Here is a 24,305-nt window from a genome sequence, read left to right on the forward strand (position 1 = left end):
TCCGCGCACGACAGGGCGCCGTCTCTCGACAACTTCCGGATGAGCGCCCCTCGCACCCATTCGGATTTGATCGGATTCAGGCTTTTTCGTGGTACGGGCAACAGCTTACGCGATATTTCGCCGGCAGCGCGATCATGTTTGGAGACAGGCGTTAACCGTTTCCGGGAACACGGCCGATGCGGGCGACGAACATAGCCACGGTCCCGGCGGGCTCCAGGCGAAGCCTTGAGGCACCCTGCCCCAGCAGAACCGCATCCAGCGGACCCAGGCGCGCCGGCGTGGCGCCGTGCACCGCGAGTTCGCCATCGAGGCAGAGGACGAGCGTCGCATCATCAGCCGGCGGAACGTCAGTCGGGGCCGAAATCAGCAGCCGCTCGACAGCGTGGGTCATGCGGGCGCGGCGGGTCATGACATTTAGATCGGTGATCGGCCCGGCGATCAGCTCGGCTCCGGTTGCCACATCTGCCGGGAAGGAAAACGGGGCGGAGGCGCTGGTCAGTTTCTGCGGAGCCCAGCCGGCGATATCGAGGGTGATGCCCTCGCCTCCCAGCACGGCCAAGGTGCGGTCGACGCCGGCAAAGCTTGAAAACGTCCCGCCGGCCTCGACGCGTGCCATGGAGACGCGCCAGTCGAAATCATCGAGCCCGGCGCCCTCAGGCGAGACGGCGATTTCGGTCGTCGTGCCGCCGCCGTTCTTCCACGGCATGACGCGGTAGTCGGCGGCACGGAGGATGCGCATGCTTAGCCCTCCGCTAGGCTACGGGCGTTCGAAACTCGAAAAGCCGATTCCGCGGCCTTTCGCCTGCCTGCGGCCGGACGTTTCTCACCCCAAAATGCCCGGCAGGTTGAGCTGGTGCTGCTTGGCGCAGTCAACAGCGATGTCGTAGCCGGCATCGGCGTGGCGCATGACACCGGTCGCCGGGTCGTTCCACAACACCCGCTCCAGCCGTTTGGCCGCTTCACGCGTGCCGTCGGCGACGATGACCATGCCTGAATGCTGCGAGAAGCCCATGCCGACGCCGCCGCCATGGTGCAGCGACACCCAGGTGGCGCCCGACGCGGTGTTGAGCAGCGCGTTGAGCAGCGGCCAGTCGGAGACGGCGTCGGAGCCGTCCTTCATCGCTTCGGTCTCGCGGTTGGGCGAAGCGACCGAGCCGGAATCGAGATGGTCGCGGCCGATGACGACAGGCGCCTTGAGCTCGCCCTTGGCGACCATCTCGTTGAAGGCAAGGCCGAGCCGGTGACGGTCACCTAAGCCGACCCAGCAGATGCGCGCCGGCAGCCCTTGAAAGGCGATGCGCTCGCGCGCCATGTCCAGCCAGTTGTGCAGATGGTTGTTGCCGGGAGTGAGTTCGCGCACCTTGGCGTCGGTCTTGTATATGTCCTCGGGATCGCCCGACAGCGCCGCCCAGCGGAACGGGCCGATGCCGCGGCAAAACAACGGGCGGATATAGGCCGGCACGAAACCGGGGAAGGCAAAGGCGTTCTCAAAGCCTTCATCCTTGGCGACCTGGCGGATGTTGTTGCCATAGTCGAGCGTCGGCACGCCGGCGTTCCAGAAGGCAACCATCGCTTCGACATGCTCGCGCATCGACGCGCGGGCGGCCTTCTCGACCGCCTTCGGATCGGACGTGCGCTTCTCGCGCCATTCGGCCAGCGTCCAGCCCTTGGGCAAATAGCCGTTCAGCGGGTCATGCGCCGAGGTCTGGTCGGTGACCATGTCGGGGCGCACGCCGCGCCGCACCAGTTCCGGCACAATTTCGGCGGTGTTGCCGACGAGGCCGACCGACTTCGCCTCTCCGGCCTTGGTCCAGCGCTCGATCTTTTCCAGCGCCTCGTCCAGCGTGTCGGCGCGCTCGTCGACGTAGCGGGTGCGCAGCCGGAAATCGATACGGTCGGGATCGCATTCGACGGCCAGGCAGCAGGCGCCGGCCATGACGGCCGCCAGCGGCTGGGCGCCGCCCATGCCGCCAAGGCCGCCGGTCAGGATCCACTTGCCCTTGAGATTGCCGCCATAGTGCTGGCGGCCGGCCTCGACGAAGGTCTCGTAGGTGCCCTGCACGATGCCTTGCGTGCCGATATAGATCCACGAGCCGGCCGTCATCTGGCCGTACATCATCAGGCCCTTCTTATCGAGCTCGTTGAATTTCTCCCAGGTCGCCCAATGCGGCACCAGATTGGAGTTGGCGATCAGCACGCGCGGCGCATCCGGATGGGTGCGAAACACCCCGACCGGCTTGCCGGACTGGACCAGCAGCGTCTCGTCCTCCCCGAGCGTCTTCAGCGACGCGACGATGCGGTCGAAATCGTTCCAGGTGCGCGCGGCGCGGCCGATGCCGCCATAGACGACCAGTTCGTTGGGGTTTTCGGCAACGTCGGGATCGAGATTGTTCATCAGCATGCGCAGCGGCGCCTCGGTCAGCCAGGTGCGGGCGTTGAGCTCGGCGCCGCGCGGGCTGCGGACTTCGCGGATGTTGTGGTGAGGATCGGTCATCATTGTCCCTTTCGAGTAAGGCGGCGCGTCAGCGCCCGGCCCAGTCAATCGCGGTTTCGAGGATTTTTTTCAGCGTGGCGCGGATCGGCGCTGCGAATTCGGCGTCGTAGGGCACCGGCCAATTGTCCGGCGCGCCCTTGCCCTCAGGCTCGCGCATGTAGCCACGGTTGGAGAGTTCCATCTGCAGCGCATGCACGTTGTCTTGCGGCTGGCCAAAATGGCGCGTGATCCAGCCGCCCTTGAAGCGGCCGTTGACGACAAAGGTCTCGCCGGTCTCGGCCATGATCTGGCCGACCATCGCCTGCAACGCAGGATCGGCGCTCTTGCCATCGTTGGTGCCGAGGTTGAACACCGGCAGCGTGCCCTCGAACAGGCGCGGCAGCACCGAGCGGATCGAATGGCAGTCATAGAGCACGATCTTGCCGTGCAGGCCGCGCAGCCGGTCGATCTCGGCCCGCAAGGCGGCATGATAGGGCATGAAGTATTTTTCGCGGCGCTCATCGATCTCCGACGGTCCCGGCTCTTCGCCTTCGCGGTAGAGCGGATCACCATCGAAACTCTCGGTCGGGCAAAGGCCAGTCGTCGCCTGGCCCGGGTAGAGCGATGCGCCGGACGGGTCGCGGTTGACGTCGATGACGGTGCGCGAGATCGCCGTATGGACGATCGTCGCGCCGAGGCCGGCAGCAAAATCATAGAGATTGTCGATCCACCAGTCGCAGTCGCGGCGGCCGAGCCAAGGCGAGACCAAACGGTTCTCGAGGCCGGCGAGATCGATGCCGGTGTGCGGGATCGATACCAGCAGCGGGGCGGTGCCGCGCGTTACGGTGAGCCAGTCGGCCATCATGCCGCTCCCGAAATCGCAGGCAGCGCCACCGCACCCGCCGCCTTCACCGCAGCACCACTGCGCACCATGGCGATGGCCTTTTCCATGTCGGGGTGGAAGTGGCGGTCATTGTCGAGATGCGGCACTTCCGCCCTGACCAGCTTGCGGACAGCTTCGAGCGCTGTGCTCGACGGCAGCGGTGCGTGGAAGTCGCAGCCTTGCGCGGCTGCCAGCAACTCGATGCCGATGACGGCAGTCGCGTTCTCGACCATGCCGATCAGCCGGCGCGCGCCGTGTGCTGCCATCGAGACATGGTCTTCCTGGTTGGCCGAGGTCGGGATGGAATCGACGCTGGCCGGATAGGCCTTCTGCTTGTTCTCGGAAACGAGCGCCGCGGCGGTCACCTGCGGGATCATGAAGCCGGAGTTCAGTCCGGGCTTCGGCGTGAGAAAAGCCGGCATGCCGGACAGCGCCGGGTCGACCAGCATGGCGATGCGCCGCTCCGACAGCGAGCCGATCTCGCAGACGGCGAGCGCGATCATGTCGGCGGCGAAGGCCACCGGCTCGGCGTGGAAGTTGCCGCCGGAAAGCGCGGTATCGTCCTCGGCGAAGATCAGCGGATTGTCGGTGACGCCATTGGCCTCGGTGCCGAGCGTATCGGCGGCCTGACGCAGCACGGCGAGTGCGGCACCCATCACCTGTGGCTGGCAGCGCAGGCAGTACGGGTCCTGCACGCGCTCGTCGCCGACGCGGTGCGATTCCCGGATGGCGCTGCCGGCCATCAGATTGCGCAACGCGTCCGCCGTCTCGATCTGGCCGCGATGCTTTCTCAAGAGATGGATGCGCGGATCGAAGGGCGCGTCGGAGCCCTTGGCGGCATCGGTCGACAGCGCGCCGGCGACCAGCGCCGACTGGTAGAGGACCTCGGCCTCGAACAGGGCGGCCAGCGCATAGGCGGTCGAGAACTGCGTGCCGTTGAGCAGCGCCAGCCCTTCCTTGGCGCCCAATGTCACCGGCTCCAGCCCGTGCGAGACGAAGGCGACCTTGGCAGGGAAGCGGCCATGCGGGGTAAAGCATTCGCCGACGCCGATCATCACCGCGGTCATGTGCGACAGCGGCGCGAGATCGCCGGAAGCGCCGACCGAGCCTTGCGCCGGCACCACCGGGATGACGTCGTTGGCAAGCATCGCTTCCAGCAGTTCGATGGTCTGCGGCCGTACGCCGGAAGCGCCCTGCGCCAGGCTGGCGAGCTTCAGCGCCATCATCAGCCTGGTGACAGCGACCGGCATCGGCTCGCCGACACCCGCGGCATGCGACAGCACGATGTTGCGCTGGAGGGTCTCGAGGTCGGCGGCGGGAATGCGGACGCTCGCCAATTTGCCGAAGCCGGTGTTGATGCCATAGACCGGCTCACCCTTGGCGACGATCCTGGCCACCGCCTCGGCGCTGGCCTTGATCTTTGGCCGGCAGGCATCGTCCAGCCTCAGTGCGGCGCCGCGATAGATGGCGCGCCAGTCGGCAAGCGTCGCATTGCCGGGCTTCAAAACGAGTTCGGTCATTGTCCTCTCCAGATGCGGGCATGCAGCGGGTTGAAGCCCATACGGTAGACGAGTTCGGCCGGGCGCTCGATGTCCCAGATCGCGAGATCGGCGGATTTGCCGGCCTCCAAGGTGCCGGTCTTTTCCAGCAGCCCGAGCGCGCGAGCCGCTTCGCGGGTGACTCCCGCAAGGCATTCCTCGACCGTCAGGCCGAACAAGGTCGCCGCCATGTTCATGGTCAAGAGCAGCGAGGTCAGCGGCGAGGTGCCGGGATTGCAGTCGGTCGCGACCGCCATTTTGACGCCGTGCTGGCGGAACAGGGCGACCGGCGGCTTCTTGGTCTCACGGATGAAATAGTAGGCGCCGGGCAGGATCGTCGCCACGGTCCCGGCCTTGGCCATTGCGGCCGCGCCGGCCTCGTCGGTGTATTCAAGATGGTCGGCCGACAGCGCGCCATAGCGGGCGGCGAGTTCGGCGCCATGCAGGTTGGACAGCTGGTCGGCGTGGAGTTTTACGGGCAAGCCGAGCGCCCTGGCCTTGTCGAACACGCGAGACATCTGCTCCGGCGAGAAGGCGATGCCTTCACAGAATCCGTCGACCGCGTCGGCGAGACCTTCGGCGGCAACGGCCGGCAGGATCTCCTTGGCGACCACATCGATGAAAGCGTCCTTGTCGCCCTTGGCTTCGGGCGGCAATGCGTGGGCGGCGAGGCATGTGGTGCGGACCGTCACCGGGCGTTCGCTGCCCAACTGTCGCGCGGCGCGCAGCGACTTTGTCTCATTGTCGAGATCGAGACCATAGCCAGACTTGATTTCCACGGTGGTGACGCCTTCCGCCATCAGTGCATCGAGGCGCGGCAGCGTCTGGGCGACCAGTTCGTCCTCGCTGGCGGCACGCAGGGATTTGACCGAGGAGACAATGCCGCCGCCGGCTTTGGCGACTTCTTCATAGGTGGCGCCGGCCAGACGCATCTCGAATTCGTTGGCGCGGTTGCCGGCATAGACAAGATGCGTGTGGCAGTCGATCAGGCCGGGCGTGATCCAGCGGCCCTCACAGTCGACGCTCTCGGCGCCTTGAACGAGGCCCGACGGCATCTCAGCTTCCGGGCCGGCATAGGCGATCAGGCCATCGCGCGCGGCGATCGCGCCCTTTTCGACGATGCCAAGTCCGGACGTGTTTTCGGACAAGGTCGCCAGGCGCGCATTGCGCCAAAGGTGAAGGCCCCCTGCCCGGCTTTTCATTTGTGCCGCCATCATCTTTTCCGTTTTCAATGGATGGCTATTATGTATATACATATTGAAACGCACTGCAAGTGCTATCGTGAATGGAAAGCGGGATTCGGAGAAAAACGTGACGGCGATCTTTGCGGAACAGGCGCTGCTGCCCGACGGCTGGCATGGCAATGTCAGGATATTACTGGCTGACGGCCGCATCGTGACAGTCGATCCAGGTGCATCGCCGCAAGCCGGCGACGAGCGCCATGCCATCGTGGTTCCCGGCATGCCGAACCTGCACAGCCACGCTTTCCAGCGCGGCATGGCGGGTCTCGCCGAATTGCGCGGCCCTTCCGCCGACAGTTTCTGGAGTTGGCGCGAGGTGATGTATCGCTTCGCGCTGTCAATGACGCCCGACCAGGTCGAGGCGGTCGCGGCGCAGCTCTATGTCGAGATGCTGGAGGCCGGCTTTTCGCGCGTCGGCGAATTTCATTATCTGCACCACGACTGCGACGGAAAACCCTATGCCAACATCGCCGAGATGGCGGAGCGGATCGCGGCGGCGGCCGGCGAGACAGGGATCGGGTTGACGCTGCTGCCAGTGTTTTACGCGCATTCCTCCTTCGGCGGCGCGGCGCCCAATGAAGGCCAGCGGCGATTCATCAATGATGTGGAGAAGTTCTCACGCTTGCTTGAGAAAAGCCGGGAGTGTGTTCGCGCTTTGAATCAAGCCGTCGTCGGCGTCGCCCCGCACAGTCTGCGCGCCGCGACGCCGGATGAACTCGCCTCGGTCGCCGCGATGGCGCCGGACGGGCCAGTTCACATCCACGTTGCCGAGCAGGTGAAAGAGATTGAGGACTGCATCGCCTGGTCCGGCGCGCGCCCGGTCGAATGGCTGCTCGCCAATGCCGGGGTGGACCAGCGCTGGTGCCTGATCCATGCCACCCACATGACCGAGGCCGAGACAGTCGGCATGGCAAAAAGCGGCGCTGTCGCTGGGCTATGCCCGATCACCGAGGCCAATCTCGGCGACGGCACCTTTGCCGCGCCGCTGTTCAGAGAACATGGCGGACGCTTCGGCGTCGGCTCCGATTCCAATGTGCTGATCGGCCTGCCGGACGAACTCAGGCAGCTCGAATATTCGCAGCGCCTCGCCCACCGCGCCCGCAATGTGCTGGCGGTCGCCGGCGGCTCGACCGGGCGCGCCTTGTTCGATGCAGCGCTCGACGGCGGCAGCGCCGCACTCGGCGCCGGGCCGTCGCAGATCGCCGCCGGGGCCGCCGCCGATTTCGTCTCGCTCGATGCGGATCATCCATCGCTGGCCGGAAAGGCCGGGGACGCGATCCTGGACGCCTGGATCTTTGCCAACGGCACCAAGGTCGACTGCGTGTGGGTGCATGGCGCAAAACTGGTTAGCGACGGCAGGCATGCAAAACGCGAGGCGATTGCCGCGCGGTTTCGCAATGTGATGACGGCGCTTTCGGCATGAGCCTGATCGAGACGGCAGCGGCGGAAAGCGGCGGCTCGCTGCACCAGCGCATCCTGTCCGACATCAGCGAAAAAATCCTCTCAGGTGCCTGGGCGCCCGGCCACCGCATCCCGTTCGAGCACGAATTGACGGCGGAATATAATTGCTCGCGCATGACGGTGAACAAGGCGCTGTCACAGCTGGCCAAGGCCGGACTGATCGAGCGCCGCCGCCGCTCGGGCAGCTTCGTGCGCCGGCCGCAATCGCAAGCTGCGGTGCTGGAAATCCACGACATCCGAATCGAGGTCGAAGCGCTCGGCCTGCTTTATCGTTATGAAAGGCTGGCGCGGCTGAAGCGGCGCAGCAGCGCCGAGGACCGCGCCCTGCTTGAGCTAACCGCCGCAGGGCCTGTGCTGGCGCTGGAGTGCCTGCATTTCGCCGGACAGCGGCCGTTCGCACACGAACAACGGCTGATCAATCTGACCGCCGTCGCGGAGGCTGGCGAGGAAGAATTTCTTGAAATCGCACCCGGCCCCTGGCTGATCGGCCGCGTGCCGTGGAGCGAAGCCGAGCATCGCATCCGCGCCATTGCCGCCGACCAGCACATTGCCGATGCCCTCGACATCGAGCCCGGCGCGCCGTGCCTGGTGGTCGAACGGCGGACATGGAGCGCCGAGCATCCAGTGACCCATGTCCGCTTCACCTATGCGGCCGAGAGCCACACGCTGGTGGCAAGGTTTAAGCCGTCGCAGGGGTAGGGTTCTTCAGCGTCGAAAATTGGCGAAAGCCGAGGCGACATCCGATCTCCCGCTTGTAGGAGATGTCCGCCAGGACAGGGAGGGCTGCATCGCCAGTTATTTGTCCGTCGGCAGGCGACCTGGCGCATGCGCTCGTCCTCGTGCAGAATGTCGGTAAGTGTAGGGTATTGCGGCATGACACGGAACGCATTCATCTCCAATTGCCTGCCTGCGGCAATCCTGCTGACGCTCCTCGCTGTACCGGCGGAAGCGGCGCAGATCGTAGAGCCCAAACATGGTGTTGGGCTCGCCTACGATGAGGCCCAATGGTCTGCCAAGCTTGATGACGATCAGAACATCAATTTGACCTGCAAGACTGCGGCGTGCGGCGGAGCAGGCGCTCAGTGCATCGCAACGCCGCAACTCGCTAAGCAGGGGTCAACGCCGCAGGCCCTCCTTGGCTATTTTGGAACTGACATCACACGTCTCGTACTTGGGGAATTCACGAAGCAAGGCTTCGACCCGAAGCTGGTTGAAGAGCTGGCAATTCATAGAGTGGGCGAAAGGACAGCCGGGCTATCTTCGTTCCGTACGGAAGACGCCGGTAAGTTGATGCGCATCTGGATCGCCCAGGTAATCGTGCCATTCGGCGCGGAGGTGCTGGTGTGCGTATGTCCCGAGGATCGATATGCAGCCGCCAACGCACAATGGCTTTCTTTGATCGGAGCGATGGCCGTCCCCGAGGACCAATCCAAGTGATGGGTAATCGTTACCTTTAAGAGCCATTTGGCGATAACTCGAGCGCCGCACCAGGAGCGCCGAGCATCCTGTCACCCTTGACCGCTATCCGGCCGAGAGCCACACGCTGGTGGCGCGGTTCAGGCCGTCGCAGGGGTAGCGCCTCTTTACCCTCCCCCTTGTGGGGAGGGTCGCTGCGGAGCAGCGGGGCGGGGGGTGCGGCGCCTCCCCCACTCGGACCTTCGGTCCGACCTCCGCACAAGGGGGAGGTAGAGCGCCGCGCTTCAAATCGCAGCGGTAATAATCATCTCGACCAGATATTCCGGGCCGGCGAGCTTGGCCTCGCCGGTGGCGCGGGCCGGCGTGTGGCCTTTCGGCACCCACTTGTCCCATTCCGCATTCATCTCAGCGAAGGTGCCCATGTCGTCCAGCCAGATGATCGCCTGCAGGATCTTGGTCTTGTCGGTGCCGGCCTTGGCCAGCAATTCGTCGACGGTCGCCAGAATGTCGCGGGTCTGCGAGGCAACGTTGCCGCCGGGCTCGCCGACCTGGCCGGCCAGATAGACGGTGTTGCCGTGGATGACGATCTGGGTCATGCGCGGGCCTACATCGATGCGACGAATGCTCATGGGATGTTTCCTTCCTTTTGTGGGTCGCGCCTCTTTAGAGTTGCGGCTTGCTTCGGGCAAGGCCGCCGGGGCGAATCCTTCTTGAGCCAAGGCGGTGGGCGCGCGGCCAGCCGTACACGGCGAGTTGACCTGGGCGCCGCAATTCCGCCGGATTGGCTTGTTGACTAATGTAATAACATCACATATCGACTTGACCGCCTGCAGCAGCGCGGATTTCCGCGCCACGGATCGTTTGATGACAAATGCCTGCCTGACCTTCCGCGACCTGACGCTCGGCTATGGCAGCCACCCGGCGATCCACCATCTCGACGGTACCATCCGCAAGGGCTCGCTGACCGCCGTCGTCGGCGCCAATGGTTCGGGCAAGTCGACGTTGATGAAGGGCATTGTCGGAGTTCTCAAGCCGATGGCCGGCAGCGTGATCCGCGCGCCCGGCGTGCGTGCCGCCTATCTGCCGCAGCAATCGGAGCTCGACCGCTCCTTTCCGGCGCGGGTCGTCGATCTGGTTTCACTGGGCCTCTGGCCAAAGCGCGGCATGCTTGGCCGCTATACAAAAGAGGATCGCGAATCCGTCAGCCAGGCGCTGATGGCTGTCGGCCTCGGCGGGTTCGAAAAGCGTCCGATCGACACGCTGTCGGGCGGTCAGTTGCAGCGCACGCTGTTTGCCCGGGTGCTGCTGCAGGACGCCGACCTCATCCTGCTCGACGAGCCGTTCAACGCCGTCGATGCCAAGACGGTGGGCGACCTGGTCCAGCTTATCAAACGCTGGCATGGCGAGGAACGCACCATCATGGTCGTCGTCCACGACCTCGATCTGGTGCGGCAGAATTTCCCCGAAACGCTGCTGCTTGCTCGCCAGCCGGTGGCCTGGGGCGAGACCAAGGAAACGCTGCAGCCGGAGAACCTGTTGCGCGCCCGCCGCTTCCACGAAGCCTGGGAAGAGAATGCGCCGTGGTGCGAGCCGGAAGGCCATGATCACGGGCATGTCCACGGGCACGATCACGCCCATGACCACCATCATGGCGCCGGGCCGAGGGCGGCCTGATGGACGCGCTCTACGGCTTCTTCATCGCGCCCTTTGCCGATTTCGGCTTCATGCAGCGGGCCCTGATCGGTTCGCTGATGCTGTCGCTTGGCGCCTGCCCGGTCGGCGTCTTCCTGATGCTCAGGCGCATGAGCCTGTCAGGTGACGCCATGGCGCATGCCATCCTGCCCGGTGCCGCCGCCGGCTTCCTGTTCTATGGGCTGGAAATCCTGCCGATGACCATTGGCGGGCTGATCGCCGGCATCATCGTGGCGCTCGGCGCCGGTGCCGTCTCGCGCTTCACGATCCAGCGCGAGGACGCCTCGATGGCGGCCTTCTATCTCATCTCGCTCGCCATCGGCGTGCTGATGGTGTCGATCCGCGGCTCCAGCGTCGACCTCATGCATGTGCTGTTTGGCACCGTGCTGGCGCTCAACAATGAGGCGCTGGCGCTGATCGGCGGCATCGTCGCGGTGACGTTGGTCAGCCTCGCCATCTTCTGGCGGGCGCTGGTCGCGGAATGCCTCGATCCGCTGTTCCTGCGCTCGGTCAGCCGTCTCGGCAGCCCTGTGCATTTCATCTTTCTCGGCCTCGTCGTGCTCAACCTCGTCGGCGGCTTCCAGGCGCTGGGCACGCTGCTGTCGGTCGGGCTGATGATGCTGCCGGCGGCCGCCGCCCGCTTCTGGACCGTGCGCGTCGAGCCGATGTGCGTGTTGGCGGTGCTGATCGGCTTCGCCTCCTGCATTGCCGGGCTGCTGCTCTCCTATCACGCGTCGCTGCCGTCAGGTCCGGCCATCATCCTGTCCGCCGGCGTCGTCTACTTCGCCTCGATCCTGTTCGGCACGCGCGGCGTGTTGCGCGCCCGCATCGTGCATCACCGCCACCGAACCGCCTGATCCTCACCCCCCGCCCTACAAGGAGATCTTCCCAATGCTGAAATCGATCCGCGCCGCCCTGACGATGAGCGTTATAACATTAACCGCCTTTGGAGCCTCCTCGGCCTTCGCGGCGCCGCTCAAGGTGGTCGCCAGCTTCACGGTCATTGCCGATTTCGCGAAAAATGTCGGCGGCGACCGGGTCAACATCACTACCATCGTCGGCCCGGATGGCGATGCGCATGTCTACGAGCCGAGCCCGGCCGATGCAGTGGCGATGGCCGGCGCCGATGTGGTGCTGGTCAACGGGCTGCATTTCGAAGGCTTTTTGCAGCGCCTGGTCGACGCCAGCGCCACCAAGGCGACGATCGCTGTGCTGACCAAGGGTGTGACGCCGATCGATTTCAAGCCTGAGTTCGCCGATGCCGACGCTGCCGAAGGCGCCGGCACGGGTGGCGGCAAGACGGTCACCGACCCGCATGCCTTCCAGTCGATCGCCAACGCAAAGATCTATGTGAAGAACATCGCCGATGCCTTCTGCGCCGCCGATTCGGCGGGCTGCGTCAGCTACCAGAGCAACGCCGCCGCCTACACCAAGAAACTCGAAGCGGTCGAAGGCGAAGTGAAGACCGCGATCCAGTCCATCCCGGAAGAAAAACGCGTCGTCATCACCTCGCATGACGCCTTCGGCTATTTCGAACACGAATACGGCCTGACCTTCCTGGCGCCGCAGGGCGTGTCGACCGACTCCGAGCCTTCGGCCGCCGACGTCGCCAAGCTGGTCAATCAGGTCAAGCAGGATAAGGCGGCGGCGATCTTCGTCGAGAACATCACCAATCCGCGCCTGATCGAGCAGATCGCCAGCGAGACCGGCATCAAGGTGGGCGGCACGCTCTACTCCGACGCGCTGTCGCAGCCCGACGGCCCGGCCTCGACCTATATCGACATGATGCACAACAACATCGCCCAGATCAAAGGCGCCATCCTCGGCAGTTGAGCAAGGCCGGTTGGATTCCTCGCCGGAAATGTCTATGTGCGCAGGGAGATTTCTTCCCTGCGCGGATTGCCGGTCCGACCGGGGAGTGGCAAGACTGCCGCCAAATCGGATTGCGAGGTCACCATGGAATACCGCCAGATCAGCGAAGACTATTCGGTCGCGGGGCAGATCCAGCCCGAAGACGTCGCCGCCATCAAGGAAGCCGGCTTCAAGAGCGTCATTTGCAACCGGCCCGACAATGAGCAGCCCGGCCAGCCCTCGGCCGACAGCGTCAAGGCAGCCGCCGAAGCGGCAGGACTCGCTTTCCGCTTCGTCCCGGTCATCAGCGGCCAGATCACCATGGAGAATGTCGAGGACCAGGCCAAAGCGCTCGACGAGCTCGAAGGCCCGGTGTTCGCCTATTGCCGCTCCGGCGCGCGCTGCACCAATCTTTATGGGCTGATCCAGCAGCAGAAGGTTTAGATCGGCAGCGCGCCGGTTTCCTTCAGTGTCTCCAGCACGATCGCCGTCTTCACGTGCTGCACGGATTCGTGCGGCAAGAGCACGTCGTTGACGAATTCCGACAGCGACTTCAGATCCGGCGTCACCACCTTCAAGATGTAGTCCATCTCGCCGGTCAGCGCGTGCGCCTCCTGCACTTCCGGCAGCCGCGCCAGCAATTCGCCGAAGCGCCTGGCATTGTCGCGGTTGTGGGTGGCCAAGGTCACCGAGATGACGTTGACCAGCGAAAAGCCGAGCCGGTCGCGATCGAGCACGGCGCGGTAGCCCCTGATGTAGCCGTCCTCTTCCAGCCGCTGACGGCGGCGCGAGCATTGCGACGGCGACAGGTTCACCCGGTCCGACAAGTCGCTGTTGGTCAGCCGCGCGTCGGCCTGCAACAGCGCCAGTATCTTGCGGTCAAATTGATCAATGCGCACATCATCCACGGACGTTCTCCTCTCTGTGCACGTTTCACGCATCAGATGAACATTTCAAGCGTTTAAATGCAAGCTCTGTGCGGTTGGTTGGCGCTATAATGGGCAAGGATGGCCAAGAGCGGCCAGAACAGCTTTCGGAGACTGCCATGGGCCCCTTCCCGCACGACGCACCGCCCGCCAAGATCAGCAAGACCAATCCCGCCGGCACCGACGGCTTCGAGTTCGTCGAATTCGCGCATCCTGAGCCGGAGAAGCTCGCCGAGCTTTTCACCCGCATGGGCTATGTCGCGGTTGCCAAACACCGCAGCAAGGACATCACCGTCTGGCGCCAGGGCGACATCAACTACATCGTCAATGCCGAGCCCGGTTCGCATGCGATGAAATTCGTCGACAAGCACGGCCCCTGCGCCGCCTCGATGGCGTGGCGGGTGGTCGATGCCAGGCACGCTTTCGACCATGCCGTGGCCAAGGGCGCCACGCCCTACGAAGGCAAGGACAAGGCGCTGGACGTGCCGGCCATCGTCGGCATCGGCGGCTCGCTGCTCTATTTCATCGACAGCTATGGCAAGAGGGGCTCGGCCTATGACGCCGAGTTCGAATGGTTGGGCGAGCGCGACCCGCGGCCGCAAGGCGTCGGCTTCTATTATCTCGACCACCTCACCCACAATGTCTATCGCGGCCAGATGGACAAATGGTGGGATTTCTACCGCGAGTTGTTCGGCTTCAAGCAGATCCATTTCTTCGACATTGACGGCAAGATCACCGGCCTTGTCAGCCGGGCCATCACCTCGCCCTGCGGCAAGATCCGCATCCCGCTGAACGAGTCCAAGGACGAGACCAGCCAGATCGCCGAATATCTGAAGAAATACAATGGCGAAGGCATCCAGCACATCGCGGTGGGCACCGACGAGATCTACGGCGCCACCGACAGACTGGCGGCAAACGGGCTGAAGTTCATGCCGGGACCGCCGGAAACCTATTACGACATGTCGCAGACCCGTGTGAACGGTCATGACGAGCCGATCGAGCGGATGAAGAAGCACGGCATCCTGATCGACGGCGAAGGTGTGGTCGACGGCGGCATGACCAAGATCCTGCTGCAGATCTTTTCGAAGACCGTGATCGGCCCGATCTTCTTCGAGTTCATCCAAAGGAAGGGCGACGAAGGCTTTGGCGAGGGCAATTTCCGTGCGCTGTTCGAATCGATCGAGCAGGATCAGATCAAGCGCGGCGTGATCAAGGTGGACGGCAAGGCGGCGTAACGGTCAAATTGCCGACGTCCAGCTGCCCCTCACCTGCCTGCCGGCATCCTCTCCCCGTAAACGGGGCGAGGGACGCTATCGCCGATGCTTTCGCCAATTGTCAGCATTGCAGAAAATGGCGTCGGGTTGCGGCCAGCCACTTTCTCCCCGTTTACGGGGAGAAATGCCCGGCAGGGCAATGAGGGGCGGCGCCAATATCGGGGATTGGTCGATCACAATCCCAACCGCTCTACCTCTTCTTTCCTCAGCTTCACATCATAATCGAGCAGAAACTCGTCGAGTTGTGGCGGCGCGACCGAGGTGCCCGAAAGCATGGCGTGCACCTGGCCGCGGTGATGGATGTCGTGCAGGAAGACGTGGGCGAGGATGTCGCCGATCTTTTCCGGAATCATGCCGTCCTCCCGCCGGTCGGTGATGACGCGGCGGTCGAGATCGGCCTCTGACAGGGCGTCGCAGAAAGCGATGAGCCTTCGGTCGGCCGCGACCTGGGCGGCAAACAGCGCCTGAGGCTTGTCGAACGGCACGTAATCGTCATGGGCGGCAGCGCCGACACCACCCTGCTCCAGGAAATCGAGATAGAGATAATCGACCGCAAGGATGTGGTTGAGCGTCGCCTTGATCGAGGGGAAGAAGCTGGTGCGTTCGGCTTCGAATTCGCCAGGCTTGAGCTGCAGCACGGCACGGTAGAGCCGGTCGTTCGACCAGAGATTGTTGCCTGCCATGCGGCGCAGATATTCCAGCAGGGTCACGAATTCATCCGCCTGACTAGACCAAGAGCCGCCCACATCAGCACGAAACCGGCGAGAACGATCAGCAGCAGCCGATTCATGCGCCGCCGCATGGCCTGCGTTTCCTCGTCGCGCGCGACGTTGATGTTGGTGACGGTGTGGAACATCATCGCATTGCGCGGAAAGCCGCTGCGGTTGGTGAGGTCAGGCGAGCGCGCCTCGATGCGATAGCTCAGCCGGATCGCCTGGATGAAGATCGCCAGCATCACAAGCGCCCAGACGCCGCACAGAAGATAGAATGCCCCGCCCGTCACTCCCTCACCTCTCGTATTTCTCGACCTTCTGCTCGATGGCGCCGAAGATCGAACTTCCCGCCTTGTTCTTCATCTCGATGCGCACCGTGTCGCCGAAGCGCAGAAAAGGCGTTTTGGGTTCGCCTGATACAATGGTCTCGATCATGCGCAGTTCGGCGATGCAGGAATAGCCGGCGCCACCTGCCGACACGGGTTTGCCCGGACCACCGTCGAGTTTGTTGGAGACGGTGCCGGAGCCGATGATCGTGCCGGCGGCGAGCGGTCTTGTCTTGGCGGCATGGACGATCAGTGCCGGAAAATCGAAGGTCATGTCGATGCCGGCGTTCGCCCGGCCGAACGGTTTGCAATTGAGGTCGGCGAGCAGCGGCAGGCTGATCTTGCCGCCATCCCAGGCATCGCCCAATTCGTCCGGCGTCACAGCGACCGGCGAAAAGGCAGAGGACGGTTTTGACTGGAAGAAGCCGAACCCCTTGGCGAGTTCGGGGCCTGTGAGGCCACGCAGCGTCACGTCGTTGACCAGCATTAGCAGCCGGATCGCGGCTTTCGCCTCGTCGAGGCCTGCACCCATCGGCACGTCGTCGACGATGACAGCGACCTCCGCCTCCATGTCGATGCCGAATTCCTCATCCGCCATGCGGATCGGATCGCGCGGCGGAACGAAGCTGTCCGAGCCGCCCTGGTAGATCAGCGGATCGGTCCAGAAGCTCGCCGGCATCTCGACGCCGCGCGCCTTCCGCACCAGCTCGACATGGTTCACATAGGCCGAACCGTCGGCCCATTGATAGGCGCGCGGCAGCGGCGAATGGGCGTCATGCTCGTGAAACCGGGCAGAAGGCACCGCATTGTTCTCCAGTGATTCCGCCATGGCGGCGAGATGCGGCGCGATGCGGCTCCAGTCGTCGAGCGCGGCCTGCAGGGTGCGCACCAGAAACGAGGCCTCGGTAAAGCGCGTCAGGTCACGCGAGACGACGACAAGTTTCCCGTCGCGCGTCCCGTCCTTCAATGTGGCAAGCTTCATGCGGTTTCCTCTCCTACTGCGGCTTCGGCGCAGCTTAAGCCCACAACAAGGCCGTCACGGGCAATCGTCAAGTCGCCAGACCAAGTTTTCCTGACGGCGGCGATCCAATCGGCTTCGCCGATCTCGGGATCGTCGGCCGGGATGAGGTGGTTCAGCACCAGTCTTTTGACACCGGCGTCGGTGGCGATGCGGCCGGCATCGGTCGCGAAACTGTGGCTGGCGAGCAGATGTTCACGCAGCCGCGCGCCATTGCCGGTCTTGGCGACCAGCCTCTCGATGCCTTGTTCCAGCATCGCTTCGTGGACGAGGATGTCGGCTCCCCTAGCGAAACCGGCCAGCGGCGGAAAGAACGCCGTGTCGGCCGAGAAGACGACGCTTTTCCCGCCTTGCTCGAAGCGCAGCGCAAAACAGTCGGTCACCGGCGGATGGTCGACGCGCAGCGCCGTCACCTTCAGTCCGTAGTCCTCGATAACCTTGCCCTCGCCGAACTCGACGACCGAAACCAGCTCGCGGATATCCGGCCGGCCTTCGTCGGCGATGCGGATCTCGATGTCGAATTCCATCGCCTGACAAAAGCGCCTCCAGTAATGGCCGGTGCCGGGTGGTCCGAAGACGCTGACCGGGCTCGCCAGACCGGCCGTCCAGGCGGTATGGATGAGCGGCCCGAGTTCCAGCACGTGGTCGGAATGGAGATGGGTGATGAAGATGAGGTCGAGCGCCTTCAGGCCGACTCCTGCGTCAACAAACGCCCGCGTCACGCCCAGCCCACAGTCGACGACGATGGTGCGGCGGCCGAGCTCGAGCAGCGACGAACTCGGCCAAGGCCCGCCTAGCCGTACCGCCGGTCCGCCCTTGGAACCCAGAAGCACCAACCGATCGCGTACCCGGTCGACGCTCAAGACCAGTCGCCCTCGGGCGTGCCATTGAAACGCTTCTTCAGATCGGCCCAGCAGTCGATGTAATTGTCCTGCCGGGTTTCCAGCTCCGCGCCGTAGCGGGTCAGCATTTGCGGGAATCGGGTCTCGAACATGAAGGCCATGGTGTTGTCGAGCTTGACCGGTTTCAGCTCCGTGCGCGAGGCCTTTTCGAAGCCAGGGGCGTCGGGCCCGTGGGCCAGCATCAGATTGTGCAGGCTGATGCCGCCAGGGACAAAGCCTTCCTCCTTGGCGTCGTACTGGCCGTGGATCAGGCCCATGAACTCGCTCATGATGTTGCGGTGGTACCAGGGCGGCCGGAACGTGTCTTCTGCCACCAGCCAGCGCGGCGGGAAGATGACGAAGTCGATGTTGGCGGTGCCCTCCTCGCCGCTGGGCGCCGTCAGCACGGTGAAGATCGACGGATCGGGATGGTCGAACAACAGCGCACCGACCGGCGAAAACGTCGCAAGATCATATTTGTAGGGTGCGTAGTTGCCGTGCCACGCCACGACGTCCAGCGGCGAATGGCCGATCTCGGTGACATGGAAATTGCCGCACCATTTGACGATCAGCCGGCAGGGCGTCTCCTTCTCCTCGAACCAGGCGCAAGGCGTCTTGAAATCGCGCGGATTGGCGAGGCAATTGGCGCCGATCGGGCCGCGGTCGGGCATCGTCAGCTTGGCGCCGTAGTTCTCGCAGACATAGCCGCGCACTTCCTTGTCGCTCAGCTCGACCTTGAACACCAGACCGCGCGGCAGAACGGCGATCTCGCCCGGCCTGAGCTCGATGACGCCCATTTCGGTGACGAAGCGCAGCGCGCCCACCTGCGGCACAATCAGCAACTCGCCGTCGGCGTTGAAGAAATGGTCGTCGACCATCGAGCGGTTGGCAACATAGACATGCGCTGCCATGCCGGTCTGCCCAAGCACATCGCCGGCCGTGGTCATGCTGCGTATGCCCTGAATGAAATCGGTCGGCTCCTTCGGCATCGGCACCGGGTTCCAGCGGTACTGGCCGAGCGCCAGTTCGTGGTCGCCGACATTGGGCGCGGTCTTCCACAGCGGATAGCTGGCCGGTTTGAAGCGCCCGGTGTGCCTGACGCTCGGCCGGATGCGGTAGAGCCAGGAGCGCTCGTTGGTGCCGCGCGGCGCGGTGAAGGGCGAGCCCGACAGTTGCTCCGCGTAGAGGCCATAAGCCGGCCGCTGCGGGGAATTCCGCCCCTGCGGCAGCGAGCCGGGCAAGGTTTCGGTTTCAAAATCGTTGCCGAAGCCCGGCATATAGGAAAAGGCCATCGCTTCCTCCTCAAGCATGATCCCCGGATTGCCATTTCCACCCAGCGATGGCGTCTGGCGGTCCGCGGGTTGACCAAACTGGTTTCATTTGTAACCATCTAAAATGTAACTATCAATGCCGCGATGGCGTTGCGAGGACTAAGCAACCATGGACATCCTCGAACTGGAAAGCTTCCTGCCCTACCGGCTCTACCGGCTTGCCGATGCGGTCAGCCACGAATTCTCGAAGATCTACAAGGACCGCCACGGCCTGACCCGGCCCGAATGGCGCACGCTGGCCGGGCTCGGCCAGCACGGCACGATGACGGCAAAGGCACTTGGCGAACAGTCGGCAATGCACAAGACCAAGGTTTCGCGCGCCGTCGCCGAACTCGAGCTGCGTCGCTGGCTGACGCGCACGCCCGACGAGAACGACCGTCGCGTCGAGCATCTGGCGCTGACCAGAGCGGGTCTTGCCGCCTATCGCGAGATGCTGCCGCTGGCGAAGGCGTTTGAAAGGGAATTGCTGGCGAGGCTGGGCGCGGAAGGGCGGTCGGCGATTGTCCGCGGAGTGGCGGCGCTGGAGGCGGCGTTGGCCGACGGCTAGGTCAGCAAACAGAATTGTTGATACGCCGGCGGGACAGCGTCTCTTATTCCGCCTTCACCAATCCATCACCACCTTGCCGGAACTGCCGCTGCGCATGGCATCGAACCCTGTCTGGAAATCGTCGATGCCGATACGATGGGTGATCAGCCCGGAGACGTCGAGCGGGCCCTGCACCAAAGCGATCATCTTGTACCAAGTCTCGAACATCTCGCGCCCATAAATGCCCTTGAGATGCAGCATCTTGAAGATGACCTTGTTCCAGTCGATCTCGAAGCCGGTCGGCGCGATGCCCAAAATGGCGATCTTGCCGCCATTGTTCATGGTGTCGATCATGTCGCGGAAGGCGGGAGCCGCTCCCGACATTTCGAGGCCGACGTCAAAGCCCTCGGTCATGCCGAGCGCCGGCATGACGTCGCGCAGCTTTTCCTTCGAGGCATCGACGACATGCTGGACGCCGAGTTTTTTGGCCAGCGCCAGCCGTACCGGGTTGATGTCGGTGATGACGACTTTCCTGGCACCAACGCATTGCGCCACCAGCGCGCCCATGATGCCGATCGGGCCGGCGCCGGTGACCAGCACGTCCTCGCCGACCAGGTCGAACGACAATGCCGTGTGGACCGCATTGCCCAAAGGATCGAAGATCGCGGCGATCTCGTCCGGCACGTCGTCGGGAATCGGCACGACATTGTGCTGCGGGATCGCCAGGTATTCGCCGAAGGCGCCGGGGCGGTTGACGCCAACGCCGAGCGTGTTGCGGCACAGATGCCCTCGCCCCGCCCGGCAGTTGCGGCAATGGCCGCAGACGATATGACCTTCGCCCGATACGCGCTGGCCGACCTTGTATTCGGTGACCGCCGCACCGAAATCGGCGACCGTGCCGACGAATTCATGGCCGGTCACCATCGGCACCGGCACGGTCTTTTGCGCCCACTGGTCCCAATTGTAGATGTGGACGTCGGTGCCGCAGATAGCGGTTTTCCTGACCTTGATCAGCACGTCGTTGGGGCCGATCTCCGGCACCGGCACCTCTTCCATCCAGATGCCCGGCTCGGCCTTGGCCTTCACCAGCGCCTTCATCATGTTCGACATTCTTTTGTCCCTTGAATCCCTTGATCCGGAATCGCTTTTGGCGGCTCAGGAGATGACACCCAGCTCCTTGCCGACCGTCCCGAACGCCGCCACCGCGCGGTCGATATCGGTCCTGGAATGGGCGGCCGACATCTGCGTGCGGATGCGTGCCTGGCCCTTCGGCACCACCGGGAACGAAAAGCCGATGACATAGATGCCGCGCTTCAGCATGCGTGCCGCCATCTCCTGCGCCAATGCGGCATCGCCGAGCATAACCGGGATGATTGGATGGTCGGCGCCGGCCAGCGTGAAGCCGAGCTTGCCCATCTCGGAGCGGAACCGCGCGGCGTTGTCGTAGAGGCGCCGGCGCAGCGCATCTCCGTTGCGTACCATCTCGAACACCCGGATCGAAGCGCCGGCGATCGCCGGCATCAGCGTGTTGGAGAACAGATAGGGCCGCGAGCGCTGGCGCAGCAAGTCGACCACCTGCCTCTTGCCCGATGTATAGCCGCCGGAGGCGCCGCCCAGCGCCTTGCCGAGCGTGCCGGTGATGATGTCCACCCTGCCCTCGACGCCGCAATGCTCGGCCGAGCCGCGGCCGTTCTTGCCGACGAAACCAACCGCATGGCTGTCGTCGACCATGACCATGGCGTCGTACTTGTCGGCGAGGTCGCAGACGCCTTTCAGGTTGGCGATGATGCCGTCCATGGAAAACACGCCGTCGGTGGCGATCAGCCGGAAGCGGCAATCCTTCGCCTCCTTCAATCGCGCCTCCAGTTCGGCCATGTCGTTGTTGGCGTAGCGGAAGCGCTTTGCCTTCGAGAGCCGCACACCGTCGATGATCGAGGCGTGGTTGAGCGCATCGGAGATGATCGCATCCTCTTCGCCGAGCAGGGTCTCGAACAGGCCGCCATTGGCGTCGAAGCAGGAACCGTAGAGGATGGTGTCATCCATGCCGAGGAAGGCGGAAATTGTGGCTTCGAGCTCCTTGTGCTCCTCCTGCGTCCCGCAGATGAAGCGCACCGAGGCCATGCCGTAGCCATAGCGGTCGAGCGCCCGCTTGGCCGCCCCGCGCAATTCGGGACTGTCGGCGAGCCCGAGATAGTTGTTGGCGCAGAAATTCAGCACCTTTTCGCCGCCAACCTCGATCTCGGCCGACTGCGTCGAGGCAATCACCCGCTCGGATTTGTAGAGGCCGGCCGACTTCAGGCCTTCAAGCTCGTTGTCGATGTGGGAAAGGAATGCCGCGCTCATGGTCAGGCCCTGTTGAGATCGATCGGACTGTCGCCCCGCGCGGCTGAAAAATCCATCGCAAAAGCGACGGCTTCGGTGGCGCCGCGAACGCGCGGCCGCGATCCTTCGTGACAATCAAGCGACGATGAACTCAAATGCAGGGCTGCGGCTAAAGAACATGATAACCATCTTGGCAGCTTTCCATCCCTGCCCTTGCGGCCAGCGTCATCATTTCCGGACCTGTTAACCCTTTCAAGCCAATGGTCTTCTCGCCAGCTATTCACGGCAGGAATCCGTCGACCGTCGACCGGAGGGGTCACCTAGAAATGTCGCAGCAGCCAGTGCATAGCGTGTCGCGCAAGCTGATACTGCTGATCAAGAGCGGCTATTGGCTGGCGCTGCTGATCATCGCCACCATGGTGATGGCCTCCTTCATCCTGCTGCAGCAGATGATGGCGGCCCAGCAGCTCAACGACGCACTGCTCAACATCGTCAGCACGCAGAAGGCCCTGTCGCAGCGCATCGTCTTCCTTGCCGGTGCAACGGGCGCTGCTACGCGCGACAAGCAACCGGCCCTGGTTGCCGCGCTGAAGCAGGCGACCGCCGAGTTCGAGACGAATTACGACCTCCTGCTCGACCAGACGGGCGCCGATCCGACGTCGCCGGCACGGCTCGATCCGAAATCGATCGAGAATGTGCTGTTCGCCAAACCCTTCCACCTCGACTATTTCTCGGTCGGGCTGATCGCCAACGGCGAACGCCTGATCTCATCCTTCGAATCGAAGCTGGCAATCGGCGGCGAGAGCTACAAGGGCGGTGCCGAGCGCGTCAATCTCGACGCCTCCGTCGCCAATGCCACGCTGTCGGGCTATGCGGCACTTGGCCAGCGCATCAGCGCCTATGCCAACGAGCGCTCGGGACAGCTGCTCGATCTCCACCGCACCCTGTTCTTCGCCACCATCGGCGTCATCGTGCTGGTGGCGCTGTTCATCTTCCGGCCGATGTCGAACGCCATCCTGCGCAAGACGCGTGAGCTGGTCGACGCGCGCAACTCGATGGCCTTCATCGCCGTGCATGACGGGCTGACTGGCCTGCACAACCGCACTTTTCTCACCGACCATTTCGACACGCTGATCAAGGGCGCGCATCGCCGGCGCGAGCGGCTGGCCGTGATCCAGCTCGACCTCGACCGCTTCAAGCAGATCAACGACACGCTCGGCCACGCCGCCGGCGACTATGTGCTGGTGGTCACCGCGCAGCGTATGCGCGATTCCTGCCGGGCATCGGATCTGTGCGCGCGCCTCGGCGGCGACGAGTTCGTGATGATCCTCAACGGTGCCGGCAGCACCGAGGACATCCATATGCTGGGCAGGCGCATCCTGGAGCAGATCAACGAGCCGATCGTCTTCCAGGGCACGACGATCCTGCCGGGCGCCAGCGGCGGCATTGCCGTCTATCCCGTCGACGCCGACAATGCCGAGGACCTTCTGGTCCATGCCGATCTGGCGCTTTACTCCGCCAAGAAGCTCGGCGGCGGCAACTTCTCGTTCTTCTCCGAGGAGCTCAGGCGCGAACTCGACTACCGCAAGCAGCTCGAGCACGACATCCGCACGGCCATCGCCGATAAGGCCTTCGAGGTCTATTTCCAGCCTCAGGTGTCGCTGACCAACGGCACGATCAGCGGCATCGAGGCGTTGGTGCGCTGGAAGCACGCCGATCGTGGCATGATCTCGCCGGGTGAATTCATTCCGGTCGCCGAGAAATGCGGCTTCATGCCCGAGATCGGCCGCATCGTCATTGGCAAGGCAATCAACGAAGCGGCCGAATGGGACCGCGCCGGCATCGCCTTCGGGCGGCTCGCCGTCAACGTCTCTGGCACCGAGTTGCGCGAGCCGGACTTCGACAAGTTCCTGTTCGACACGCTGGAGAAGGCCGGCCTGGCGCCGCAGAAGCTGTCGCTGGAAATCGTCGAATCCGTCATCCTCGACGACGAGAAGACGGGCATCGCCGCGAAGCTCAGGCACATCCGCGCCGCAGGCGTGCATCTAGAACTCGACGATTTCGGCACCGGCTATGCCTCGCTCAGCCACGTCAACCCGAACGAGATCGACCGGCTGAAGATCGACCGCCGCTTCGTCCAGAACATCAACGAGAATGGCGACAACTCCAAGATCGTGCGCGCCATCACCGAGCTGGCGCGCGGCCTCGGCATCTCGATCGTCGCCGAGGGCGCGGAGACCGAAGCCGAGCTCGACTCGCTGATGGCGATCGGCTGCGACCAGGTGCAGGGCTATTCCATCGCCTTCCCGATGCCGCAGGACAAGGCGCGCGAATGGCTGATGGCGCGCAGCCCGAAGAAGGCCAAGCTGAAGGTGCTTCAGGGCAGCCTCGCTTAAGGCGAGTCGATATTCAGGCAATGCCGGCCATAATGGT

The 24,305-nt window shown here is 63.9% G+C and carries 24 protein-coding genes and 1 pseudogene; 11 read left to right on the forward strand and 14 right to left on the reverse strand.

The window, feature by feature from the left end; all coding sequences use genetic code 11:
• Positions 1-151 precede the first annotated feature (151 nt).
• The 5 genes from DH08_RS29095 to hutI form a co-directional block, all read right to left on the reverse strand.
• Entirely contained in the window at positions 152-739 is a 588-nt protein-coding gene (locus DH08_RS29095) for a HutD/Ves family protein (protein ID WP_192182706.1), read from the reverse strand.
• Between the two features lie 84 nt (positions 740-823).
• Positions 824-2,497: a urocanate hydratase gene (gene hutU / locus DH08_RS29100; protein ID WP_192182707.1), complete on the reverse strand. Its 1,674-nt coding sequence runs from the start codon at positions 2,495-2,497 to the stop codon at positions 824-826.
• A 25-nt stretch (positions 2,498-2,522) separates the two neighbouring features.
• Positions 2,523-3,338 carry an N-formylglutamate deformylase gene (gene hutG / locus DH08_RS29105; protein WP_192182708.1) on the reverse strand — a complete coding sequence of 272 codons (816 nt, stop codon included), beginning with the start codon at positions 3,336-3,338 and terminating at the stop codon, positions 2,523-2,525.
• Positions 3,335-4,876, reverse strand: a complete 1,542-nt coding sequence (hutH, locus tag DH08_RS29110) for a histidine ammonia-lyase (RefSeq protein ID WP_192182709.1) — start codon at positions 4,874-4,876, stop codon at positions 3,335-3,337. The genes hutG and hutH overlap by 4 nt, the downstream gene beginning before the upstream one ends.
• Positions 4,873-6,108, reverse strand: coding sequence for an imidazolonepropionase (gene hutI / locus DH08_RS29115; protein ID WP_192182710.1), 1,236 nt, complete (start codon positions 6,106-6,108; stop codon positions 4,873-4,875). Before hutI ends, hutH begins: the two co-directional genes overlap by 4 nt.
• Before the next feature lie 97 nt (positions 6,109-6,205).
• On the opposite strand from hutI, the gene DH08_RS29120 reads away from it, so the two are divergent.
• From DH08_RS29120 to DH08_RS36660, 4 genes and pseudogenes are all read left to right on the forward strand, one after another.
• Complete coding sequence (locus DH08_RS29120) at positions 6,206-7,558, forward strand: formimidoylglutamate deiminase (RefSeq protein WP_192182711.1); 1,353 nt, start codon at positions 6,206-6,208, stop codon at positions 7,556-7,558.
• Positions 7,555-8,295: a histidine utilization transcriptional repressor HutC gene (gene hutC, locus DH08_RS29125; protein WP_192182712.1), complete on the forward strand. Its 741-nt coding sequence runs from the start codon at positions 7,555-7,557 to the stop codon at positions 8,293-8,295. The genes DH08_RS29120 and hutC overlap by 4 nt, the downstream gene beginning before the upstream one ends.
• 174 nt (positions 8,296-8,469) lie before the next feature.
• Positions 8,470-9,033, forward strand: a complete 564-nt coding sequence (locus DH08_RS29130) for a hypothetical protein (protein ID WP_192182713.1) — start codon at positions 8,470-8,472, stop codon at positions 9,031-9,033.
• A 37-nt stretch (positions 9,034-9,070) separates the two neighbouring features.
• Positions 9,071-9,172 (forward strand): annotated as a pseudogene (locus DH08_RS36660) (histidine utilization repressor); the annotation flags it as partial.
• Positions 9,173-9,296: 124 nt separating this feature from the next.
• Here DH08_RS36660 and DH08_RS29135 read toward each other — a convergent pair.
• Positions 9,297-9,641: a RidA family protein gene (locus DH08_RS29135; protein ID WP_192182714.1), complete on the reverse strand. Its 345-nt coding sequence runs from the start codon at positions 9,639-9,641 to the stop codon at positions 9,297-9,299.
• Between the two features lie 235 nt (positions 9,642-9,876).
• Here DH08_RS29135 and aztA point away from each other — a divergent pair, with 235 nt between their 5' ends.
• The 4 genes from aztA to DH08_RS29155 all read left to right on the forward strand — a co-directional run bounded on the left by aztA (position 9,877) and on the right by DH08_RS29155 (position 12,999).
• Entirely contained in the window at positions 9,877-10,686 is an 810-nt protein-coding gene (gene aztA / locus DH08_RS29140) for a zinc ABC transporter ATP-binding protein AztA (protein WP_192182715.1), read from the forward strand.
• Positions 10,686-11,561, forward strand: a complete 876-nt coding sequence (gene aztB, locus DH08_RS29145; RefSeq protein WP_192182716.1) for a zinc ABC transporter permease AztB — start codon at positions 10,686-10,688, stop codon at positions 11,559-11,561. The genes aztA and aztB overlap by 1 nt, the downstream gene beginning before the upstream one ends.
• Positions 11,562-11,595: 34 nt before the next feature.
• A complete protein-coding gene (aztC, locus tag DH08_RS29150; RefSeq protein WP_192182717.1) occupies positions 11,596-12,537 on the forward strand; it encodes a zinc ABC transporter substrate-binding protein AztC in 942 nt (313 codons plus the stop codon).
• A gap of 123 nt (positions 12,538-12,660) precedes the next feature.
• Entirely contained in the window at positions 12,661-12,999 is a 339-nt protein-coding gene (locus tag DH08_RS29155; protein WP_192182718.1) for a protein tyrosine phosphatase family protein, read from the forward strand.
• On the opposite strand, the gene DH08_RS29160 is transcribed toward DH08_RS29155, so the two are convergent.
• Positions 12,996-13,463 carry an Lrp/AsnC ligand binding domain-containing protein gene (locus tag DH08_RS29160; protein ID WP_192182719.1) on the reverse strand — a complete coding sequence of 156 codons (468 nt, stop codon included), beginning with the start codon at positions 13,461-13,463 and terminating at the stop codon, positions 12,996-12,998. The two genes, DH08_RS29155 and DH08_RS29160, sit on opposite strands and share 4 nt — an antisense overlap.
• Before the next feature lie 137 nt (positions 13,464-13,600).
• Between DH08_RS29160 and hppD the strand changes: the two genes are divergently transcribed.
• Positions 13,601-14,716, forward strand: coding sequence for a 4-hydroxyphenylpyruvate dioxygenase (hppD, locus tag DH08_RS29165; RefSeq protein ID WP_192182720.1), 1,116 nt, complete (start codon positions 13,601-13,603; stop codon positions 14,714-14,716).
• A gap of 212 nt (positions 14,717-14,928) precedes the next feature.
• Here the strand turns inward: hppD and DH08_RS29170 are convergent, their stop codons facing one another.
• The 5 genes from DH08_RS29170 to hmgA are packed head-to-tail and all read right to left on the reverse strand — an operon-like array spanning position 14,929 to position 18,985.
• Positions 14,929-15,465, reverse strand: a complete 537-nt coding sequence (locus DH08_RS29170) for a DinB family protein (RefSeq protein WP_192182721.1) — start codon at positions 15,463-15,465, stop codon at positions 14,929-14,931.
• Positions 15,462-15,758, reverse strand: a complete 297-nt coding sequence (locus DH08_RS29175) for a hypothetical protein (protein WP_192182722.1) — start codon at positions 15,756-15,758, stop codon at positions 15,462-15,464. Before DH08_RS29175 ends, DH08_RS29170 begins: the two co-directional genes overlap by 4 nt.
• Before the next feature lie 4 nt (positions 15,759-15,762).
• A complete protein-coding gene (locus DH08_RS29180; RefSeq protein ID WP_192182723.1) occupies positions 15,763-16,776 on the reverse strand; it encodes a fumarylacetoacetate hydrolase family protein in 1,014 nt (337 codons plus the stop codon).
• Complete coding sequence (locus DH08_RS29185; RefSeq protein ID WP_192182724.1) at positions 16,773-17,675, reverse strand: MBL fold metallo-hydrolase; 903 nt, start codon at positions 17,673-17,675, stop codon at positions 16,773-16,775. The genes DH08_RS29180 and DH08_RS29185 overlap by 4 nt, the downstream gene beginning before the upstream one ends.
• Entirely contained in the window at positions 17,672-18,985 is a 1,314-nt protein-coding gene (gene hmgA, locus DH08_RS29190) for a homogentisate 1,2-dioxygenase (protein ID WP_192182725.1), read from the reverse strand. Before hmgA ends, DH08_RS29185 begins: the two co-directional genes overlap by 4 nt.
• 148 nt (positions 18,986-19,133) lie before the next feature.
• Here hmgA and DH08_RS29195 point away from each other — a divergent pair, with 148 nt between their 5' ends.
• Positions 19,134-19,571 (forward strand): MarR family winged helix-turn-helix transcriptional regulator, encoded by a 438-nt coding sequence (locus tag DH08_RS29195; RefSeq protein ID WP_192182726.1) that lies wholly within the window; start codon positions 19,134-19,136, stop codon positions 19,569-19,571.
• Positions 19,572-19,625: 54 nt separating this feature from the next.
• Here the strand turns inward: DH08_RS29195 and tdh are convergent, their stop codons facing one another.
• Together tdh and DH08_RS29205 are read right to left on the reverse strand one after the other, a co-directional pair.
• A complete protein-coding gene (gene tdh, locus DH08_RS29200) occupies positions 19,626-20,660 on the reverse strand; it encodes an L-threonine 3-dehydrogenase (protein ID WP_096456834.1) in 1,035 nt (344 codons plus the stop codon).
• A gap of 45 nt (positions 20,661-20,705) precedes the next feature.
• On the reverse strand, positions 20,706-21,893 hold the full coding sequence (locus DH08_RS29205) for a glycine C-acetyltransferase (protein WP_192182727.1): 1,188 nt from the start codon (positions 21,891-21,893) through the stop codon (positions 20,706-20,708).
• A gap of 305 nt (positions 21,894-22,198) precedes the next feature.
• Between DH08_RS29205 and DH08_RS29210 the strand changes: the two genes are divergently transcribed.
• On the forward strand, positions 22,199-24,268 hold the full coding sequence (locus DH08_RS29210) for a putative bifunctional diguanylate cyclase/phosphodiesterase (RefSeq protein WP_192182728.1): 2,070 nt from the start codon (positions 22,199-22,201) through the stop codon (positions 24,266-24,268).
• Positions 24,269-24,305: the final 37 nt, after the last annotated feature.

Origin of the sequence: Mesorhizobium amorphae (genome assembly GCF_014843845.1) — a bacterium.
Classification (GTDB): Bacteria; Pseudomonadota; Alphaproteobacteria; order Rhizobiales; family Rhizobiaceae; genus Mesorhizobium; species Mesorhizobium amorphae_A.

Bases quoted from the DNA above. Each gene is read 5' to 3' on its own strand.
- hmgA (WP_192182725.1), bottom strand. From the start codon at position 18,985: ATGGCCTTTTCCTATATGCCGGGCTTCGGCAACGATTTTGAAACCGAA.
- hppD (WP_192182720.1), top strand. From the start codon at position 13,601: ATGGGCCCCTTCCCGCACGACGCACCGCCCGCCAAGATCAGCAAGACC.
- aztC (WP_192182717.1), top strand. From the start codon at position 11,596: ATGCTGAAATCGATCCGCGCCGCCCTGACGATGAGCGTTATAACATTA.
- DH08_RS29195 (WP_192182726.1), top strand. From the start codon at position 19,134: ATGGACATCCTCGAACTGGAAAGCTTCCTGCCCTACCGGCTCTACCGG.
- DH08_RS29155 (WP_192182718.1), top strand. From the start codon at position 12,661: ATGGAATACCGCCAGATCAGCGAAGACTATTCGGTCGCGGGGCAGATC.
- hutU (WP_192182707.1), bottom strand. From the start codon at position 2,497: ATGATGACCGATCCTCACCACAACATCCGCGAAGTCCGCAGCCCGCGC.
- DH08_RS29130 (WP_192182713.1), top strand. From the start codon at position 8,470: ATGACACGGAACGCATTCATCTCCAATTGCCTGCCTGCGGCAATCCTG.
- hutI (WP_192182710.1), bottom strand. From the start codon at position 6,108: ATGGCGGCACAAATGAAAAGCCGGGCAGGGGGCCTTCACCTTTGGCGC.
- DH08_RS29095 (WP_192182706.1), bottom strand. From the start codon at position 739: ATGCGCATCCTCCGTGCCGCCGACTACCGCGTCATGCCGTGGAAGAAC.
- hutH (WP_192182709.1), bottom strand. From the start codon at position 4,876: ATGACCGAACTCGTTTTGAAGCCCGGCAATGCGACGCTTGCCGACTGG.
- aztB (WP_192182716.1), top strand. From the start codon at position 10,686: ATGGACGCGCTCTACGGCTTCTTCATCGCGCCCTTTGCCGATTTCGGC.
- DH08_RS29205 (WP_192182727.1), bottom strand. From the start codon at position 21,893: ATGAGCGCGGCATTCCTTTCCCACATCGACAACGAGCTTGAAGGCCTG.
- aztA (WP_192182715.1), top strand. From the start codon at position 9,877: ATGACAAATGCCTGCCTGACCTTCCGCGACCTGACGCTCGGCTATGGC.
- DH08_RS29135 (WP_192182714.1), bottom strand. From the start codon at position 9,641: ATGAGCATTCGTCGCATCGATGTAGGCCCGCGCATGACCCAGATCGTC.
- hutC (WP_192182712.1), top strand. From the start codon at position 7,555: ATGAGCCTGATCGAGACGGCAGCGGCGGAAAGCGGCGGCTCGCTGCAC.
- hutG (WP_192182708.1), bottom strand. From the start codon at position 3,338: ATGATGGCCGACTGGCTCACCGTAACGCGCGGCACCGCCCCGCTGCTG.
- tdh (WP_096456834.1), bottom strand. From the start codon at position 20,660: ATGTCGAACATGATGAAGGCGCTGGTGAAGGCCAAGGCCGAGCCGGGC.
- DH08_RS29180 (WP_192182723.1), bottom strand. From the start codon at position 16,776: ATGAAGCTTGCCACATTGAAGGACGGGACGCGCGACGGGAAACTTGTC.
- DH08_RS29210 (WP_192182728.1), top strand. From the start codon at position 22,199: ATGTCGCAGCAGCCAGTGCATAGCGTGTCGCGCAAGCTGATACTGCTG.